This is a genomic window from Ignicoccus hospitalis KIN4/I (assembly GCF_000017945.1).
In the GTDB taxonomy this organism is placed as follows: domain Archaea; phylum Thermoproteota; class Thermoprotei_A; order Sulfolobales; family Ignicoccaceae; genus Ignicoccus; species Ignicoccus hospitalis.
In genome coordinates, this window is record NC_009776.1 from 108,401 (window position 1) to 125,228 (window position 16,828).

Annotated in this window: 19 protein-coding genes; 11 read left to right on the forward strand and 8 right to left on the reverse strand. The window is 55.2% G+C overall.

The annotated features are described in order from the left end of the window. Window positions 1-31 precede the first annotated feature (31 nt). Together endA and IGNI_RS00635 are read right to left on the reverse strand one after the other, a co-directional pair. Complete coding sequence (gene endA / locus IGNI_RS00630; protein WP_011998156.1) at window positions 32-574, reverse strand: tRNA-intron lyase; 543 nt, start codon at window positions 572-574, stop codon at window positions 32-34. Between the two features lie 3 nt (window positions 575-577). Beyond that, window positions 578-1,270, reverse strand: coding sequence for a hypothetical protein (locus tag IGNI_RS00635; RefSeq protein WP_011998157.1), 693 nt, complete (start codon window positions 1,268-1,270; stop codon window positions 578-580). A 282-nt stretch (window positions 1,271-1,552) separates the two neighbouring features. On the opposite strand from IGNI_RS00635, the gene IGNI_RS00640 reads away from it, so the two are divergent. Together IGNI_RS00640 and IGNI_RS00645 are read left to right on the forward strand one after the other, a co-directional pair. Beyond that, window positions 1,553-2,101, forward strand: a complete 549-nt coding sequence (locus IGNI_RS00640; RefSeq protein WP_011998158.1) for an Lrp/AsnC family transcriptional regulator — start codon at window positions 1,553-1,555, stop codon at window positions 2,099-2,101. Then, complete coding sequence (locus IGNI_RS00645; protein WP_148202181.1) at window positions 2,070-2,699, forward strand: class II glutamine amidotransferase; 630 nt, start codon at window positions 2,070-2,072, stop codon at window positions 2,697-2,699. Before IGNI_RS00640 ends, IGNI_RS00645 begins: the two co-directional genes overlap by 32 nt. Here the strand turns inward: IGNI_RS00645 and IGNI_RS00650 are convergent. After that, complete coding sequence (locus IGNI_RS00650; RefSeq protein WP_011998160.1) at window positions 2,686-2,916, reverse strand: hypothetical protein; 231 nt, start codon at window positions 2,914-2,916, stop codon at window positions 2,686-2,688. The genes IGNI_RS00645 and IGNI_RS00650 overlap by 14 nt on opposite strands. A 29-nt stretch (window positions 2,917-2,945) precedes the next feature. After that, entirely contained in the window at window positions 2,946-3,686 is a 741-nt protein-coding gene (locus IGNI_RS00655) for a rhomboid family intramembrane serine protease (protein ID WP_052569748.1), read from the reverse strand. A 102-nt stretch (window positions 3,687-3,788) separates the two neighbouring features. Between IGNI_RS00655 and IGNI_RS00660 the strand changes: the two genes are divergently transcribed. Then, the gene (locus tag IGNI_RS00660) at window positions 3,789-5,582 is read left to right on the forward strand and encodes a DUF505 domain-containing protein (protein WP_011998162.1); all 1,794 of its coding nucleotides are present in this window, start codon (window positions 3,789-3,791) and stop codon (window positions 5,580-5,582) included. A 36-nt stretch (window positions 5,583-5,618) separates the two neighbouring features. Continuing rightward, the gene (locus IGNI_RS00665; RefSeq protein WP_011998163.1) at window positions 5,619-6,305 is read left to right on the forward strand and encodes a TrmH family RNA methyltransferase; all 687 of its coding nucleotides are present in this window, start codon (window positions 5,619-5,621) and stop codon (window positions 6,303-6,305) included. On the opposite strand, the gene IGNI_RS00670 is transcribed toward IGNI_RS00665, so the two are convergent. Both IGNI_RS00670 and IGNI_RS00675 read right to left on the reverse strand, forming a co-directional pair. After that, window positions 6,286-6,876 (reverse strand): MarC family protein, encoded by a 591-nt coding sequence (locus IGNI_RS00670; protein WP_011998164.1) that lies wholly within the window; start codon window positions 6,874-6,876, stop codon window positions 6,286-6,288. The two genes, IGNI_RS00665 and IGNI_RS00670, sit on opposite strands and share 20 nt — an antisense overlap. A gap of 14 nt (window positions 6,877-6,890) precedes the next feature. Beyond that, a complete protein-coding gene (locus IGNI_RS00675; RefSeq protein ID WP_011998165.1) occupies window positions 6,891-9,326 on the reverse strand; it encodes a tRNA(Met) cytidine acetyltransferase TmcA in 2,436 nt (811 codons plus the stop codon). 48 nt (window positions 9,327-9,374) lie between these two features. Here IGNI_RS00675 and IGNI_RS00680 point away from each other — a divergent pair, with 48 nt between their 5' ends. Then, entirely contained in the window at window positions 9,375-10,073 is a 699-nt protein-coding gene (locus IGNI_RS00680) for a TatD family hydrolase (protein WP_011998166.1), read from the forward strand. A gap of 71 nt (window positions 10,074-10,144) precedes the next feature. Here the strand turns inward: IGNI_RS00680 and IGNI_RS00685 are convergent, their stop codons facing one another. Both IGNI_RS00685 and IGNI_RS00690 read right to left on the reverse strand, forming a co-directional pair. Beyond that, window positions 10,145-10,735: a YfbR-like 5'-deoxynucleotidase gene (locus IGNI_RS00685; RefSeq protein ID WP_011998167.1), complete on the reverse strand. Its 591-nt coding sequence runs from the start codon at window positions 10,733-10,735 to the stop codon at window positions 10,145-10,147. Between the two features lie 21 nt (window positions 10,736-10,756). After that, the gene (locus tag IGNI_RS00690) at window positions 10,757-12,010 is read right to left on the reverse strand and encodes a hydroxyacid-oxoacid transhydrogenase (RefSeq protein ID WP_148202182.1); all 1,254 of its coding nucleotides are present in this window, start codon (window positions 12,008-12,010) and stop codon (window positions 10,757-10,759) included. A 51-nt stretch (window positions 12,011-12,061) separates the two neighbouring features. Here IGNI_RS00690 and IGNI_RS00695 point away from each other — a divergent pair, with 51 nt between their 5' ends. From IGNI_RS00695 to IGNI_RS00720, 6 genes are read left to right on the forward strand one after another with little or no spacing between them, the layout of a single operon-like run. Continuing rightward, entirely contained in the window at window positions 12,062-13,345 is a 1,284-nt protein-coding gene (locus tag IGNI_RS00695) for a phosphoadenosine phosphosulfate reductase domain-containing protein (RefSeq protein WP_187145975.1), read from the forward strand. A gap of 30 nt (window positions 13,346-13,375) precedes the next feature. Next, window positions 13,376-14,173 (forward strand): hypothetical protein, encoded by a 798-nt coding sequence (locus tag IGNI_RS00700; RefSeq protein WP_011998170.1) that lies wholly within the window; start codon window positions 13,376-13,378, stop codon window positions 14,171-14,173. Continuing rightward, window positions 14,124-14,570, forward strand: coding sequence for a hypothetical protein (locus IGNI_RS00705; protein WP_011998171.1), 447 nt, complete (start codon window positions 14,124-14,126; stop codon window positions 14,568-14,570). The genes IGNI_RS00700 and IGNI_RS00705 overlap by 50 nt, the downstream gene beginning before the upstream one ends. Window positions 14,571-14,572: 2 nt before the next feature. Beyond that, on the forward strand, window positions 14,573-15,301 hold the full coding sequence (locus IGNI_RS00710) for a hypothetical protein (RefSeq protein WP_011998172.1): 729 nt from the start codon (window positions 14,573-14,575) through the stop codon (window positions 15,299-15,301). Next, window positions 15,255-16,073 carry a hypothetical protein gene (locus IGNI_RS00715; protein WP_148202183.1) on the forward strand — a complete coding sequence of 273 codons (819 nt, stop codon included), beginning with the start codon at window positions 15,255-15,257 and terminating at the stop codon, window positions 16,071-16,073. The genes IGNI_RS00710 and IGNI_RS00715 overlap by 47 nt, the downstream gene beginning before the upstream one ends. After that, entirely contained in the window at window positions 16,037-16,828 is a 792-nt protein-coding gene (locus tag IGNI_RS00720; RefSeq protein WP_011998174.1) for a ThiF family adenylyltransferase, read from the forward strand. Before IGNI_RS00715 ends, IGNI_RS00720 begins: the two co-directional genes overlap by 37 nt.

Sequence of the window (16,828 nt, forward strand, 5' to 3'; positions counted from 1 at the left end):
CACCTCGCCCGGAGCCTTTCGTCGAGGGTACCTACGGCAAGTACCATTTAAGCATAACGTAGTTTATAGAGCCGTTCTCTACTATTGCCATTATGTATCTCTTCCTCACCCCGTGCGCCACCCTACCCCCCTTCACTATCTCTGACGGGTCCAAGCTGGTGCCCTTCTCCAATACGTCCACGACGTAGGGGGCGTGGTCTATCCCGGGCCCGAACTCGTACACGACGAAGTCGGAGCCGTACTTCAGCCCCGACCTCACGACGAAGCCCTTGTTTCTCAATTCCTTGTAAACGAGGTACTTCTCTTCCAACCCCTCCATGAATTTCCAAATCTCTTTGAGCTCCTCTGGGCTGTAGCTCTTGTCGGTCGTTATGTCACGTATCTCAATGACCCCGGTCTCTAGCAAGTAGAGTGCCTCCAACGGCGAGAGCGCCAAAGGCGCTTTCACGTCCTCCGGGCCCTTTGGCTTCTCCGTCCCCAAGGGGTGCCCGAAGAAGCCCTTCGAGTATATGTCCTTGGCAGCGGCGTCGTCCAGCACTACCACTCTGTCGCCTACCAAGTAGGCGGTGTACAAAGTTTACACCTTATGCATTAAGAAGTATTTCAAGTTCTCAGCTACGTCCTTTAGTATGTCGGAGGCGTCTTCCAAGTTGCCCAATATTTCCCACGAGAGGACGGCGGAGGCGCAGTCCTTAGAGCCCTCTAATACGTCCATAAGCTTCGAACGGTAAGCCCTATCTATTTCGTCTTCCAGGCCTATGCTCTCGTTCACGTACTTCATTGCCATCTTAGGCTCCGTTACTACGCGCGCTGCCTTGGCCAACCTCTCCGCTTGTTCGAGCAGTAAGTTTAGGAGCTCTTGAGTTTCCAGCACTAACTCCTCGTGTGCCTTCCCCCTCTTCGCGAGGACGCCCAGCCTGTAGCAAGAGCCGTCCACGTACTGGGCGGCGTTGGAGATGCCGAGTACTATAGGCATGAATGTGTCCTTCATTATTAGGCCTGCTGGCAACCTCACCAAGTATTCCATAGCCTTATCTTTGTAGTTTTCTATGTTCTCCTTCAGCTCCCTGACGCTCTGAAGGGAGGCGTCCACTTCCGCCGCGGTCCCCCCTTTGGCCTTCTCGACCATAGATAGGGCAGCCCTAATCTCTTCGGTGAGAGAACTCATCAAGTTATTCAGAGTCTCGATGAGGTTTATTTCAGCTATGCTGCTATAGACCTTCGCTTGGGTCTCGGGCTCTAGGTAATCGACCTCGCGCTCTTCCTCCACCTACCTCCCCGTTCCACTTCCCAATTGTTTAAAGTAAAAAGCTCGATGGAGGAGGCGAAGGAAATCACATAACCGCATGTTACTGCTCTGTGGGCATTATAAATATCTTAGCGCTTCATAAACCGCGTTTAAATCGCGGCAACGAGGTTCTGTGGACGAACCCGTGGGGGGCCTAAACGTGAAAATAGCGTCGGACCAAGTTTACCTTCCCTATTGTAGGGAAACGGAGCCTGCGGAAGCTTCATTAGCGAGTAATGTTAACCCCCTTAATGGGGTTCTGTGATGGCTGCCAGAAGGGTCCGGAACCTGGGCGAGCCGAGCATAATAGACTTCGTCCGCTCCGAGAGGATAAACGATAGGGACAAGTTAATCCTCAAGACATTATTAAAGAATTCGAAGACGACTACGACCGATATAGCTGAAAAGCTCAACATAAGCGACGTGGCTACTAGGAGGAGGATCAAGAAGCTCGAGGAAGAGGGCGTGATAAGGTTCTACACGGCAATATTAAACCCTAAGAAGCTCGGCTTCAACGTCGTCGCCCTCTTGTTAATAGAAACAGAACCTTCGAGCGTAGACGAGGTCGCGAAGACTCTAGCCGAGATACCGCACGTGGTGGAGCTGGGCACGCTCTTGGGAGACGCGAGCGTTTACGCGGTGGTCTGGGCGGAGGACTTGGAGAGCTTAGAGAACATCGTAAAGGAGAAGATAGGCAAGGTGAAACAGATAAAGAAGATACATACGTACTTAATGGCCAAACATTACAAGGTCAACGGACTGCCCCTTCGGGAGAGCGAGCTTGTGCCGGATGATGGCGGGCACGAGGCCTAGGTTCATTACTAACTTTGTAAAGGTGGCTCGCAAGGACGGCAAAGGTCTGCCTAACGGCGACGGTTGGGGCTTTGCAGCCTATTTAGCGGACGGCACTATCCTAATCAAGAAGAAGCTCGAGCCGATATGGGAGAGCTTGGAGCCCCTCCCGAGAGCGCCTTTCCTCCTCCACGCGCGCAGGGCGGAGAAGTTACCTAAATCCTTGGAACACGTACACCCACACGTTTGCAACGGCGTCATCTTGGCTCACAACGGCAACGTCGAGGTCCCGAGGCCCTCTGGGCTGAAGCTCTACCGTAGGACTTCGAGCGAGGCCTTAGCTTGCTACTTCGGGGCGCTCTTGGCCTCCGGAAGGGAGCTGGAAGAGGCGTTAGAGACCGTTTCTAAGACTGTCAAGCCCAAGCCGTCGGCCAATTTCGTGGCTATCGTCACGAGCGCGTCGAAGCTGGTGATCTTCAACTATCACACGGGCGATAGGTATTACGTTATGTGGAAAAAGGAGGGAGTCTACGCGAGCGAGCCCTTGGGAGAGGGCTGGCAGCCGCTCTCGGAGGACGGGGCTCCCGTTTGGGAGGTGGTTGACCTCAAGCCTTCTTGACCCTCAATATCAACTTGTTGTTTTCCTCTTTTACCTCGAGCACATCTGCCCCAATCATCTTTAATGCTTCTTTATACACTTCGATACTCTCCTTGTACTCGATGGGAAGTATTATTTTCGCTTCCTCGCCGCTCCCGAGCTGTTGGACAGCCATGGCTATGTTGGATATCATGTCTCCACATACAACGTCTTGGGCGGTCAGGTCTATCTCCTTCACGGCCCCTCCCCGGGTCCTTGACCAGTAGGTCAGATATAAACGACGTAGCGCCCCCTTAGGCGCAGCTCAATTATTCTGTTCCGGTCGGCTAGCAAGTACGCTAGGGCGGCCCCGGTCAAGAAGCCTCCGATGTGCGCCCACCAAGCGACCCCCGTGGGCATTCCGCTGAGGCTCCAAGTGCCCATTATTAATTGGTAGAGGAACCACAAGCCTATGAAGACGCTCGCCCTTATCGGGATCAATAGGGGGTAAGGCGCGAACACGAGTGTCATCACTTGGGCGTGGGGGAAGAAGAGCATGTAGGCTGCCAAGACCCCGCTGATCGCACCCGAGGCCCCTATGGCCGGGGTGAGCCAAGGGTTCTGTCTCAAGTACGGGTTCAAGATGATTGAAGGCGTTAGCATCACTGATAGCAAGTGGAAGACCACCGCCCCTAATCCGGAGAGGAGGTAGAGGGCCAAGTACCCCCTCCTCCCCAAGACTGCTTCGACGTTGTCTCCAAAGATGTAGAGGAAGAGCATGTTCCCCGCTATGTGCTCCAAGCTACCGTGTAACCACATATGCGTTAGGAGCGTGTATTCCCTCATACCATTTACGACGAAGTACGGGACCATGCCATAGTTCTTCACTAGTTCGTTAAACGATAGCACGTTTCCTTGCAGTAGCAAGGGGAGCTCCAACACGACGAACACTAATACGTTGATTGTTATTATAGCCGTGTTAATTATCGATTTTCCCCTCACCGCGTTTATGTCGTAAAGCGGTATCATGCTTTGGTCCGCGTTTCGCAGGGAAAGAGAACTCAAAAGCGTGTCCTCCGCGGGGTCCGATATATTTATACACCCGTCGGGGAGCCGTGCCGGAGAAAGACCGTGCTACTAAAAAGAGAATACATGCAAGTTTTAGAAAAGTTCAAGGGTAAGGATGAAGTAGACGTAGCGGAGGTCGCCACCGGCGAATACGAAGAAGCTGAGAACGTCTTGTTCATCTTATTGGCACTAGAGGTCCAGGGACTCATAGAGCCCGTCAGCAAGGAGAGGCCCAGGAGCTTCAGGCTGACGGAAGCCGGCAAGAAGGTCTTGGAGGCCTGGGAGGAGGCCGGGAGGCCGGAAGCGGAGAGGTGGTTCGACAGCTCCATCCACGCCGCCGTGTGGAGCTTGTGGAGGACTTCAGCTAAGGCGCCTAAGGACTGGTTCACCCCACTGAGGGAGAGGGGACTGGTCGACGAAGAGGGGTTCCTCACAGATGCGGCCAAGAAATTGGTGGAACAGTTCGAGCCCAAGGTGAGGCCAGTTAAGGTGAGGGTTACCAGGGACTTGGGCTGGACCCTAGCGAGGGTCCCCCCTGGTCCCGCGGCCGTGGCCCCGCTCAGCAAGTTCCCCGAAGAGCACATAGACTTGCTCGAGGCAATGGGCGTCATAGTCTTCACTTCCCCCGACAGAAAGTACTACGCGCTCACGCGCTTCGGGCGCTTCCTAAGGGAAGCGATAAGGGAGCTCAGGCCCGTTGCTATGGAGTACGTCTTAGTAAATATGAAAATAGCGGAGATGGTCAAAAAGCTCGTAGAAGGGGGCGAGCTGACGGAGGAAGAGAAGTACTGGCTAATGAACTTGGGGTACTACAGGGACGGCAAGCCCACGCGCGCGGCCAAGTGGTTGTACTTGGCGTTGAAAGAGCTCGAGAGGGGCGAGTGGTGGGACACGTTCCCCATAGGCTTGACTAGGGTAGACGAGTGGGTGCTCAAGACCATAGACCACTTGTGGAAGAAGGCTGAAAACAACCCCGAGCTGAAGCCCACCAAGAAGCTGATACAGTACTGGATCGAGAAGCACCGGGACGAGTTAGGTATGGACGAGGAAACGTACAAGGAGCTGGAGTTCAGCGACTACACCATAGGTCTCGCGCTCTACCGCTTGGAAGCGGTGAGGTTGGTAGACTCTTACGAAGAGAAGGGCAAGCTGGTTTACGAGCTGACGGAATACGGCAAGAGACTACTCGAGGTGCTGGGCCAAATAACCGAAGTGCCCGCCCACGCCGTAAAGACCTTAGTTTACGCCGACAAGGGGATACCGCCCTTTAGGCTATGGATAGAGGAGGCCATACGCTGGGGGCTTATGGGGCCACAAGGCGCCGGCACCAAGGCCAGAGTGCTCATGTGGATATCCAGGAGAGTAAAGAGGTTGCCCTTGATAACCAAATTAGAACACTTAGTGTTGCAAAAGACCTTGCCTTCCAGAAGAGCTGAGCCCTTGGAGGAGCTCGTCAAGAGAGTGAGCGCCTTGGGTTATGACGAGGAGGAGGTCCGAGCGGCGATCTACTGGCTGGAGATGTGGGGAGCGTTGGAGGTCTACGGCAACGGCTACGTGGAGCTCACCGAGATAGGCGACATGATTAAACACGCCTTAGTGGCCACCCCACCCGGAGTGGCCACTCCGGTACACCCGCACTTCATAAGGGTGTTGCAAGCGGTTAAGGAACTCGGGAGCTACGAGGACTTGGCCGAAATAGTCAATAGAACTAGGCTCACGCTGGGCATAGTGAAGGACGCCCTCGTGGTCGCCAGGGAGGCGAAGCTCCTAGGGGCCAAGGACTTGACCGGAGAGGGCGAGCTGCTGCTGGAGGCCGTAAAGAGGATACAGGCACACGTGGAGGAGGTCGTACAATAAACCCTTTTCAAAACCCACATCCGGGGTTCCGTCTGAGTGAAGGTCCGCCTCGTCTTGGTGGAGCCCGAAGGTAAGATAAATTTCGGATTCATATTGAGATTATGCAAAAACTTCGAAGTGGATGAAATAGTAGCCGTGAGGCCAAAATTTGACGTACGCGACGAAGAGGTACTCACGTTTGCTGCGAACGGAAGGGATTACGTGGACAAGGTGAAGGTGGTAGACGACTACAAGGAAGCTCTGGAAGGCTTGGTAGTGTGTACGAGCGCCAAGGTCTCCAGCGCTGATCCCCTCAGGGACTTCGTCTTGCCGTGGGAACTCAAGGAGAAGTTCGGCGAGCCCGAAAGGCTGACCTTGGTCTTCGGTAGGGAGAGCGTGGGGCTGACGAGAGAGGAGCTGAAGGAGTGCGACGCGCTCCTCCACGTCCCGGCGTCCCCCCAGTACCCGGTGATGAACTTGTCCCACGCGGTCGCGGTAGTCTTATGGGAGGTGTGGAAGCAATACAGAATAGAAAAAGGGGCGCAGCCGGAGAGGCCGGACGAGAGGGACCTGAGGCTGGCCTTGGGAGTGGCGGAACGCCTAGCGAGGGCCTTGATAAAGGACGAAGCCAAGAGGGAAAGGGTAACAGTCGCGATAAAGAGGCTTCTGGCCAAGGCCACTAGACAAGAGCTGAGGAACTTGCTATACTTGTTGAGCAAGTGCGCTAACCGACTGGGCGAATGAAGGTTAAGAGGCCTTCCCTAACCATGGCTATCCCCAGCCCAGCCATCAGTATCGCCAGTATCCTGTTTAAGGCTAGGGTCCCGTTCTTGCCTAGCAGCTTATCCAAGTATCCTCCCAATAGCAATATTGGCAAGCTCACTAACATAACTCCCACTACCACTAGGGCCAGCTCGTAGGGCTCCAACACCGACCTATAGTAAAGTACCAAGCTTATGGCCCCTGGGCCGGCCAACATGGGGATGGCCATCGGAACTATCGCGACGCTCTCCGGATCGATCATCTCGGCCTCGCTCTTGCCCAATAGTGCTTGAATGGCATATATGAGCAATATCAAGCCTGTGGCAACCTTTATGTCTTCCAGTGTCATTCCGAATGGCCTTACTATTAAGTCGCCGAACAAGGCGAAGACTAACAAAATTATCGTGGACACCGTAGCGCTCCTAACGATTATCCTTTTCCTCCGCTTGGGCTCGAAGCTGGAAGTGAGCTGATAGAATATGGGCGCGTTGGTGAAGGGGTCTATTATTATTAACATCGAGATGAACGCGTTTATTACGGCGTTTAAGTCCATGGCGCTCTAACCCCCTAGAAGTCTAGCAACTTCCTCCCCCGGAAGGCTAGGAACGCGTCGAGCGCGGTCTTGCTGACTCCCTTCCCTCCATCCTCGATGCCCCAGTAGTGCTTCAGCGCCTTTCGGGCGAACGACTTCAGTATCGCGGTCTGTTTCTTGAAGGGTATACCGGTCTCCTCCTCCACTTCCTCCCACTTCTTCGACTGTAGTACCTTCGTTATCAGCACTATTTTCATTTCTTCGTCCACCTCCGGCCTCCAAGCCTTAGGCTGCGACCAGTAGGCCAAGCTCAAGCGGTACAACAAGTCGCTCGCAGCTTCAAACGTCATGGGTCCGTAGGCGTAGATCCACAGCCTGTCCAAGTCTACGGGGTGGAAGCGTGGGACCTTTAGGTCCGGTTGGACGGGCAAGGGGTCCGTTTCCAGTATGAGCTTGGCCACGTCCCACTCCAAGTCCCTATAGTTGAGGTGCAACGCCATCACCAGCCTCCTGCGGAACAGCCTATTAGCCTCCATTATCAAACTCCTCAGCTTCTCGTTGAGGGGCTTTGCCAACAGTATTGTAAACTCACCGCTGGAGGGGTTTCTGTCGGGGCTCATGTGAACGGGTATGAACCCGGACCTCAACCAGAACCTCAAGAGCTGGGCGGTGACCCCGAAGCCCGAGGCCACCCAGTCGTAGCCCCTCTCAGAGGCCTCTTCCGAGACCCTCTCCAGCCCGAAGGTGCCTATGCCCTTCCCTTGTACGTCCGGGTGGGTGGCTATCCTAACTACCCTCCAACCCTTCGTATATGCGAAGTCCCTAACCCTTAAGTGTTTCAAGAACCTGTCGGGAATTATGTTCCCAGCTATCTTCCCTCCGGCTAGCAGCTCGTCTATCATGTCCTCGGGTATGGGCCCTTCCTCTGCTAAGTGAATTGCCCCTACAACCTTGCCGGTGTCCGTAACCACCGCCCTCGGCGTGTGGTGCGGGGCGTCGGCGATCATAGCCAAGTCGTCGGGCTCGTTGCGGTAGTGGGCCAAGACGTATATCCCGAAGAGCTGCCTTAGGACCCCCTCGCCCTCTTCGGAGAACAGCCACTCGGGGTCCAACTTTAAGTACTTCAGCCTCTTTTCCTTTATTGCCTTCAAGTCTTCCGAATCTAACTTGGCAGGCTCTGCGTCCAACAGCAAGGAGTCGTACAGCCACCTCTCCACGGGGTCTCCCGGCGCGTACCTTATCGGCTCCGTCATGTGGATCATTTTAAGTTCGGTCTTCTTGTCGTTCTTCAGCGCCGGCAAGAAGCGCACGTTGAAGCCCCTCCCGGCGCCCTCGTAACCGTGTATCGTCGTAGCGAAGAGGCTCCTCTTGTGGTTCTTCCATATCTTGTGGAGGAGCGGGACGGGAATCCCGGCTGCTTCGTCTACCACGACCAAGTCTGCGCTCTTGACTGCGGCGTCGGCGGGGGGCCAGTACTCTATGCTCCACCCCTCTCCGTGGAGCTCGTAAACGTAGCCCTTCTTCTCGACCCTCTTAGCCTTTATGCCCAAGACGTTAGCCGCCTTCATAGCTAAGCTGAAGAGAGTCTGGACCCCTATGGGGTCCGCGCTCGTGACTATTACTTTTGCGAAACCTCCCTTAGACTTCTTAAAGGTCTCCACGAACCCGATGAGCCCTATGCCTACGGCCCCGCTCTTCCCCCTTCCCCTGTCCGCAGTGACCGTCAGAACCCTGTGACTCTTCTTCCTCCCCAACAGCCACTCTATCCCTTGAATGACGTTAACTTGGTCTTGAGTCAGCGCAAGCTCGTAGAGCTTCTTGGGGAAGCGCGTCTTTTCCGGTATTTCCGGTCTCTTGGGGACCCACTTGGGACTCTCGAACTTCTCCTGCTTAATTATTTCTTCCTTGTCGGCGTGGTATATGTGGGAAGGGTGGGCCAACAACTTCCTCTTGAACCAAGTTATGAACACGTGGCGTGGCTCTGGATACTGGGGTACGGTCAGCAACTTCTTGAACAGAGTTATTCGAGTGTCCCACTCTTCCCACTTAGGGACTATCAGGATTACCGGGGCTCCCCCTTCCACCACTTCCACTAGCCTTCCTACATCGTTAGGCCTTAGGTCGTGAGTTAGGTCCAATACCAAGCCTTGGTACGTACTTCCCAAGAGCTTCTTGGATGCCTCGTATACGTTTATGCTTAGCTCTATGTTCTTTCTGTTTTCTTTTACTCCAGCCTTAACTATGTCCTTAATTTTCTTTGCGTCCTCGAACTCATCGTGAAACATGTAAAGCACCGTTCCTTTTTCCATGTCGCGCCTGTACCTTATCCTGTCGTAGAGCAACAAGACTTCCTTAACTGCCTCTCCGACCTTTGAAGGGTCGTCCCCGGAAATCACCACTAACCTCCTGTGCTTCCCTTCTACGGCGTTGTCGAGGTCGTCTTCGAGTTCCCTTAAGAACTGCTTCAACATTAATTCGGCCCTTGGGACCCCGCGCGGTGGAAGGCTATTAGGAGGGTAGTGGACGCCCACGTCCACTTATACGAAGACCCCACGATGGCGGACGAGGAAACCATCCTAGTGGCGGTCTCAGACGACTTGGAGAGCTCTCTAAAGACCCTCTCGCTCAAGGGAGAGAACGTAGTCCCGTGCGTGGGCGTTCACCCGTGGAGCTCCCCCGAGGTGGGGGAGGAGGAACTGAAGGAGTTCGAGAAGCTCGTGGAAAGGGCTCTCTGTTTAGGCGAGATAGGGCTGGACAAGCGTTACGTCCCGGACTTTGAGAAGCAGAGGAGGGTCTTCGAACACTTTCTAACGTTATCCAAGGAGTACTCCTTACCGGTGAACCTCCACGCTTTGGACGCTTGGGAAGAAGTCTTCAACATGTTGCTGAGATATGACGTGGATAGGGCCTACTTCCACTGGTTCAACGGTCCCCTCCACCTCTTAGACGAGATAGTCTCTCAAGGCTATTACGTGGGCATAAACGCGGCGGCCAAAATACAGAAGAAACACTTAAGGGTGATAGAGAGGGCTCCGCTGACCTCTATCATGACCGAGAGCGACGGACCTTACGTCTACAGAGGGGTCAAGCTAACTCCCAAGGCCGTTCCGGAGCTGATAGGAATTATTGCAAAGGTCAAGAAAGTGAGCGAGGAAGCGGTCGCTGAAGCCGTCTTGCGGAACTTCAAGCGCTGGTCCGGCGCCCTCGCCCAAGGCTGAACTCTTCACCGGTCAGCTCGGGGGAGCGCTCATCGGACAGAGGGTTCCCACAGATCAAACAGAAATTGAATTCATCTCTGTACTTGAGCCCGCAGAGCCTGCAGACCTTCATCCAGCTCACCCAGTACCTTCACTAAGGCTTTTCCGAACTCCTCGTCCTCCTCAAGCACTTTCTTTATAATTCCGCTTAAGTGCTCCACCATGGTGTCCCTTATTTCTTTAACTCTGGAGAAGCCCATGTTCAAGTACTTTTCGGCTTGCCATAGAGTGGCGAGGGTTTCACTGACCTTTGCCAAAGCCCGCTCGCGACCACGTTCGTCTATGTAAGCCTTCGAGTACTCGACGACCTCTAACGAGTCCATCTCCCCTATGGCCTTGAGCTCCAAGCTCTCCTTTATGTCACCTATCTTGTCGGTAGTCCACTTCGGCAAGTCCCCTACTAGCACTTCTGGTAAGTCGTGCGCGATCGCTATGGAGGCCGCCCTCTCCGGGTTGACCTCCACCCCCACGTTCTTTAACCTCAACCCCAGCTCCAGCGCTATCAGAGCGGCATAGAAGGAGTGGAGGGCGACGGTCTCCCCCAGCTGAGGGGGCACCCCCCTCTGCATCCACCCCGTCCTAACTAAGGAGGCGGCCGCCTCTAAAACGTCCTTTAACTTCATGACGGTCCAATCCCCTAAGGTTTAGTAGTTTCTCATGCTCCTCTTGTAGACCCAATACACGTCCTCCTCAGTTACGGGCCTCGGGTTGGTCGCTAGGAGCCTCTTCTGGTTCAAGGTCTCCTTGGCCATTTCCATCAAGTCCTCTTCCTTGACCCCTACCGCCTCGAGGCCCGGCGTGAACTTTATGTCGCGCTGGAGCTCCCTGATCGCGTTGGCCGCCCACTCCGCGCACTTAGCGGGGTCCCTCTCCGGACACTTCTCGCCGGTCAACAGCTCCCCGACCCTCTTGGCCTTCTCGTAGTTCGCCGGAGCGTTGAACTCCAAGACCGCCGGGAGTAAGATGCCTACTGCCTCGCCGTGGGTCACCTTGTAGCGGCCCCCGAGCGGGTAAGAGGCGGCGTGGGCCAGTCCGACGCCCGCGTTGCCGAAGGCGAGGCCCGCCAAGTAGCTGGCTATCAACATGCCCGATCTAGCCTCTAAGTCCGTTCTACCTTGGTACACTGCCCTCCTCAAGTACTTACCTATGAGTTCTATCGCCCTTTCGGCCAACGCGTCCGTCACGGTGAAGGAGCCCACGTAGACCGGCCTCTTGGCCGGGTCCTCTGGCCTCTCCCTAGCCCAGTACGGCTTGGCTATGTAAGACTCTACCGCGTGCGTGAGGGCGTCCATCCCGGTGTCGGCGGTGACCTTGGGGGGCACAGTCATGGTCAGCTCGGGGTCCAACAGGGCCAAGCTGGGCCTTAGGAAGTCCGAGCTTATGCCCACCTTAACTCCGACGTCCTTTAGGGTCACCACGGCCACGCTAGTGACTTCGCTGCCGGTGCCGGCGGTGGTGGGCACCGCTACCATTGGCTTGACCGGGCCCGGGACGGGCTTGCCTTCACCGTAGGGCGGGGCGACGTAGTCCCTAACCCTCCCGCCGTAGGTTGCGAGCAAGTTCGCTATCTTGGCGGTGTCCAAGGCAGAGCCCCCGCCAATGGCGATTACCGAGTCGGCCCCGCTCTCTGCTAAAGCCTTGGCGGCCTCCTCGACGCTCTCGGCGGAGGGCTCTGGCTCCACCCCGTCCCAGTAGGGCACGTCCTTTCCTAGTATTTCCCTAAGCCTGTCGACTATACCCCTCTTTACCCACCCCTTGGTGGTTATTAGGAAGGGCTTCTCCACCCTGAGCCTCTCAAGGTCTACCTTGAGCTCGTTTAGCGCCCCCGGCCCGAACTTGCTGCGGGGGGAGCGGAACTCCCAGACGTAGTCGCCGAAGGGGTTGTACACCGTCGTCACCGCGCCCGGGAGCTCACGACAAGTATTTAGTTTTTAAGGCAGAGAGCGCACTTGAGGCGCCGAAGGCTAATGATGCGTATAGTTGTGAGGAGTAAGAAGGACGCGGACGCAGTAAGGGCGATGTTGAGCCAAGCCCTCCCCTCGTGGAACGCCGAGGTGGTCACGCTAAAGGGGGCTAGGAAGGAAAAGATATTGGATGTTATAAATGACGTCGTCGATCCGGACGCGTTCAACATAGTGCTGTTGGGAAGGGAGGATTCGGAAGTGATAAGGGAATTAACAGAGACCACGCCGCCTAACGTAATAGTACACCTCGTGCCCCGGGCCAGGGTTAGGAACGCGAGGCTCTCCCACCTTAGGTGGGAGCTGGAGAGGGCCAAGGCCCAGCCCAGGGGCTGGGTGCGGTGGTCGGGCGAAGTGCCTTACTTGGAGAAGAAGTTCCCCGCGAGGGTCGAGCCGGGCGAGGAACCGTTCCTCGCCTGGGGCCTCTGGTGGAAGACCTTGGGCCTCGGAGAACCATCCGAAAAATCGTTCTTAGTCTTTAAGAGGCAGAAGGGCTTCCACGAGGTCTATTCAGAAGGTAGAACTGTAGCCATGTTTGAAATGAATGATTTTGCGTACCCTAAGGTTACTAAGCTGGGAGAGGTTAAAGGCTTCGACATAATGAAGTCCGTCGAGATGAGCGAAGGCGTGTTGGAGGTTTGGGAAAAGGTCTCTTCCAAGGTATTAGAAGGCTGCGAGAGGGCGGTCGTCCCTTGGAGCGGCGGGAAGGACAGTACTGCAGCTCTGTTGATAGCGAAGAGGGCTTGCGACGAGGTCACTGCGGTCTACGTTGACACGGGCGTCGATATGTACTTAAATAGGAAGTACGTGGAACTCTGGTCCCAGAAGCTGAATGTAGACTTGATAATTAAAGAAGTTCCCGTGAAGAGTCAGATATTCCAAAGAGGGTTGCCCACCAAAGAGGACAGGTGGTGTACAGCCCTCAAGTTGAAGGGGTTAGAGGAGGCGATAAGGGAAGTGAAGCCCGACTACATAGTCGTGGGCGACCGGGACGCGGAGTCCCAAGCGCGCTCGGCCAGGTGGGAGGAGAGGGCTTGGGAGGGCGTGGGCACGGTTAAGGCCCCCTTAAAGCTCTGGAGCGCTATGATGGTCCAGCTTTACCTATTCAAGAATAAGGTCTTTCCCAACCCGCTCTACGCCTCCGGCTTCTACCGGTTGGGCTGTTACGTATGCCCCTTCTTCCGGGCCTACGAGAGGGAGCTCGTGAGGAGGGTCCCTCCGGCCAAGCTGGGCACCGACGAGGAGTTGCTGAAGAAGTTCTTAGAAGGCTGAGGGCTCGAACGTCAGCTTAGGTAAGGCGTTATGATGTGCCGGTCAAAAGAGAACTTCTTTTTAGAATTTGAAAGGTTAATGGTCGAGAGCGCTAAGGACGAGGTAACTGCGGATTCTACAGTGGTAATGGGGATACTCGCCGAGGCCTCGAGGAACTTGCTCGCCACCCCTTGCACCCCTAGGACTTCCGGCTTTTGGAGCAAGCTGACGGAGTTCGTCAAGAAGGCCAGAGAAACCAACGACTATTACCTCAAGAAGGTTTACGCGGAAAAGATCAGGGACGGCGTCCTAGCCTTGGTGAGCTCGGAAAAGGAGTGGAACGCCAAGGGGAACGCAGTGTTGCTGTTATCCGCAGTCATAAGCGTGCTCGCCAAGCCGTTAACTCCCATTAGCTACGTCCCTTGGGCTAGCTTACTCGTGTACCAGCTCTCGCCCGTCGCCGCCCTCCTCTTGCTCGCGTCCTCCGGTCTGGCGGCGTTGGCTTTGAAGCCTACCTTGGGATTGTTGTTCTTGATATCTGCTGTTGGGGGATACCTCGAGAGGAAGGTAGAACTAGACTTGAGCGTCCCGAAGGTCGCGAGGAGGGTCTCTCGAGAGGAGGTGGAGCGCTTGTTCGTCCAGTACTACGGCGAGAGGCTGGGACGCGAGCTCTTCCGCTTCGAGCTGTACCAGCTGATACTTTCTGGAAGGACCGTGGAGGAGGCCCTTTCCGAGCTCTGGGAGAGGCTCACCAACACACAAATATCCTCAAGGGGTTACGGAAGGTTAGGAGGAGAGCGTGTCAGCGCCGGGAGGAGGGAAGACCAAGGAGCTGAAAATAATAACTAGGCAAGTACTCACCGTAGATGACGTTAAGAAAAACAAGAACATGAAGATAATATTACACATAGTTAAACACTTGGGCGAAGTCTCGGAGAAGGGGCTAACGAGGCTCCTCTACGAGATGAAGGAGAAGGGCCTTGACTTGGGTTACCAGTTCGTAAAGATAGGAAAAGTCATAGGGAGCAAGGACCTTCACCAAGACATAATGGACTTGCTCTACGTAGGCCTCCTCGAGAGGAACCCGGCCAAGAACAAGCTGAGGCTCACCCGCGACGGCGAGGAGTTCTTGGAGAAGAACGGGCTTCCCGAAGAAGAGATCAAGCCTATACTGTCGCTGGTGGACCAGCTGAAGCCCGTGATAGAGCCAATAGAGGCCGAAGTTGAGATGAGGAGGAGGCCGTAAGGTTGAGCGCCCAGCCCGGCGAAATCCACATAACGATATTGATGAAGCCCGAGCTCTCCGAGTACCACGTCACTGCGAACTACGGCGACACCCCGGACGAGGTCAGGAACAAGCTGGCGGAGAAGTTGGGCATAAGCCCCTCGAGGATAAGGCTTTTCATAAAGAGGCCGGACGGGGCGGAGTACGAGATAACCCACTCCTCCGAGAGCGTGGGCCAAATAGTGAGCGTCCACGGGAACGTGTGGTACGCTTCGATAGAGGAGCCTTACGGCTCCTTGATAGATGCCATCGAGGCCTTCAGAGAACACTACTTGAGTTCGGGAGAGCTACAAAAGAAGTACTCCCCATTGGCCAACGACCCGGGCTTGGGGATCTGGACGGAAAAGTCTTGCAAGAGGAAGGAGTATTGCAGCCCCTCCCGCCCCTACAGAGTCTTCGTTTTTCCCAGCGTAGGCTACCCCGTCACTCAACCCTTGATATTCGTCTCCCCTAAGGTCCTCCACAAGTGTTGTTTTTACAACTTGAAGTCGCAGTTCTTCGATATAAAGGCCAAGGAGCTTCCGGAGCTCGCGCCCGCCTTCGAGGAGGCCTCCAAGTTGGTAAACGTTAACATGTGTGTTATGCACATAGAATCTTGGGATTACTTAAGAAAGGTCGAGAGGAACCCCCTAGAGGTGCTGGACCGTGCCCTATGCACGGACGTTGGACTCTGCGACGGTACCGGTGCATAACGCCGTAATAGACCCGGCAGTCTTCGTGCCCTTGGCCGAGGTAGGCATTAAGAACAAGTGCTATGAGCTTACCGTCGACGCCTCCGAAGACGTGGTGTCGTTCAGCGGGAGCTTGGACGACACGACCATAACTATTAACAGCGTCAGATACATGAAGGCCGTGGAAAAGGGGCCGACGCACGTAAGGACGTACGACTTCTTGCCGGACGACGTGGTGGTTGCCCACTACCACTGCGGCATCCCTCCTGAGCCCTCCGCAATCGACGTAGAAACCATGAAACTCGCCTTGAGGGCTCAACTAATGGCTACGCTGCCGGGGAGGCCGAGGGTCTTCGGCATAATCTCCCCTACGGTGGCGGGGTCCTCCTTCTGCTTGTCATTAAGCCTCTACGAGCCTGTGCCCAAGGCTACTATAGCTTTCAAGACGGAGCGCTTGAGGCTGGGCGACTTAGACTTCCTCGAGGGCATTAGGAAGGGCTTCGTCCGCTTGGAGGAGGGGGACTCCGAGTATTATTTAACCGACCTTTGTGAGGGGCTCGAGCGCGGCTGCTACCCTTTTCGCTACGGAAGCGTGCCGGAAATAGTATTGGAGGACTTCATATTCATCCTTTCATATAGTATAAATACCAAGAAGAAGAAATTTCCTTACGCAAAGGTGTCGCCCTCTAAGGCGGTAGTATACGAGGTGGAAGTGGCTAATTTTGACGCGAAGGACGCGGTCATACGGGGACTCGTTTGGCGGCTCCGAGGGGCTTCTACGAGAGGACGTTGAGGTACTTGCGGGAGGTCGCCGACCCCGAGGCGCTGAAGGACAAGGTCGTCCTAGTGGGGGGCGTCGGCACCATAGGTTCCAGGCTCGTCAGGAACTTAGCTAGGTTCAACTTCAAAAAGATTATCATTATCGACATAGACTACGTCGGCCCGGAGAACGTGGGTTACCAGTGCTATCACACGGAAGAGATAGGGGCGCCTAAGGTCGAAGCTCTTAGCAAGAGGTTCCGGAGGTACCACCCTTGGACGGAGGTTCAAGGAGTATACTTGGAGGTCTTCACTCCCTCCGGTTTGAGCTCCCTTAGCGAGCTGAAGAAGTTTGCGGAGCTAGTGAGGGAGAGCGACGTCGTGGTGACGGCTTTCGACACCTTGCCCCCTCGGGCTACCGCACTGTTGTTGGCAGTTAAGTACGGAAAGAAGTACGTTGACGTAGGCCTCGGGAGCACCAGGGGGTACGTGAAGTTCTTGAAAGACGGTTACTGCCCGATATGCTCGAAGGTTTGGGAAGAGAAGGTTACTTACTACACCAACCCCAACTTGGCCGAGGTGGTGGCGGCGTTGGGGGCACAAGCGGCCTTGCGGGCGGCTTTAGGTATGGACTGGCCGAGCGAGGTACACGTCAACCTAGAAGAGCCCTTGAAAGCTTACATGGCCAGTGACGTCAAGAACGACGGGTGCCCGCTCTGTTCAGAAGAGGTAAGGGCGTTAGCCATAGAAGAGGTTCCTAACTACCTAATAAAAAACGTGTATCAATGA

What these genes read in the sequence shown, in the direction of transcription:
- IGNI_RS00640 (WP_011998158.1), top strand. Translation starts at nt 1,553, where the DNA reads ATGGCTGCCAGAAGGGTCCGGAACCTGGGCGAGCCGAGCATAATAGAC.
- IGNI_RS00655 (WP_052569748.1), bottom strand. Translation starts at nt 3,686, where the DNA reads ATGATACCGCTTTACGACATAAACGCGGTGAGGGGAAAATCGATAATT.
- IGNI_RS00670 (WP_011998164.1), bottom strand. Translation starts at nt 6,876, where the DNA reads ATGGACTTAAACGCCGTAATAAACGCGTTCATCTCGATGTTAATAATA.
- IGNI_RS00675 (WP_011998165.1), bottom strand. Translation starts at nt 9,326, where the DNA reads ATGTTGAAGCAGTTCTTAAGGGAACTCGAAGACGACCTCGACAACGCC.
- IGNI_RS00685 (WP_011998167.1), bottom strand. Translation starts at nt 10,735, where the DNA reads ATGAAGTTAAAGGACGTTTTAGAGGCGGCCGCCTCCTTAGTTAGGACG.
- IGNI_RS00700 (WP_011998170.1), top strand. Translation starts at nt 13,376, where the DNA reads ATGATGTGCCGGTCAAAAGAGAACTTCTTTTTAGAATTTGAAAGGTTA.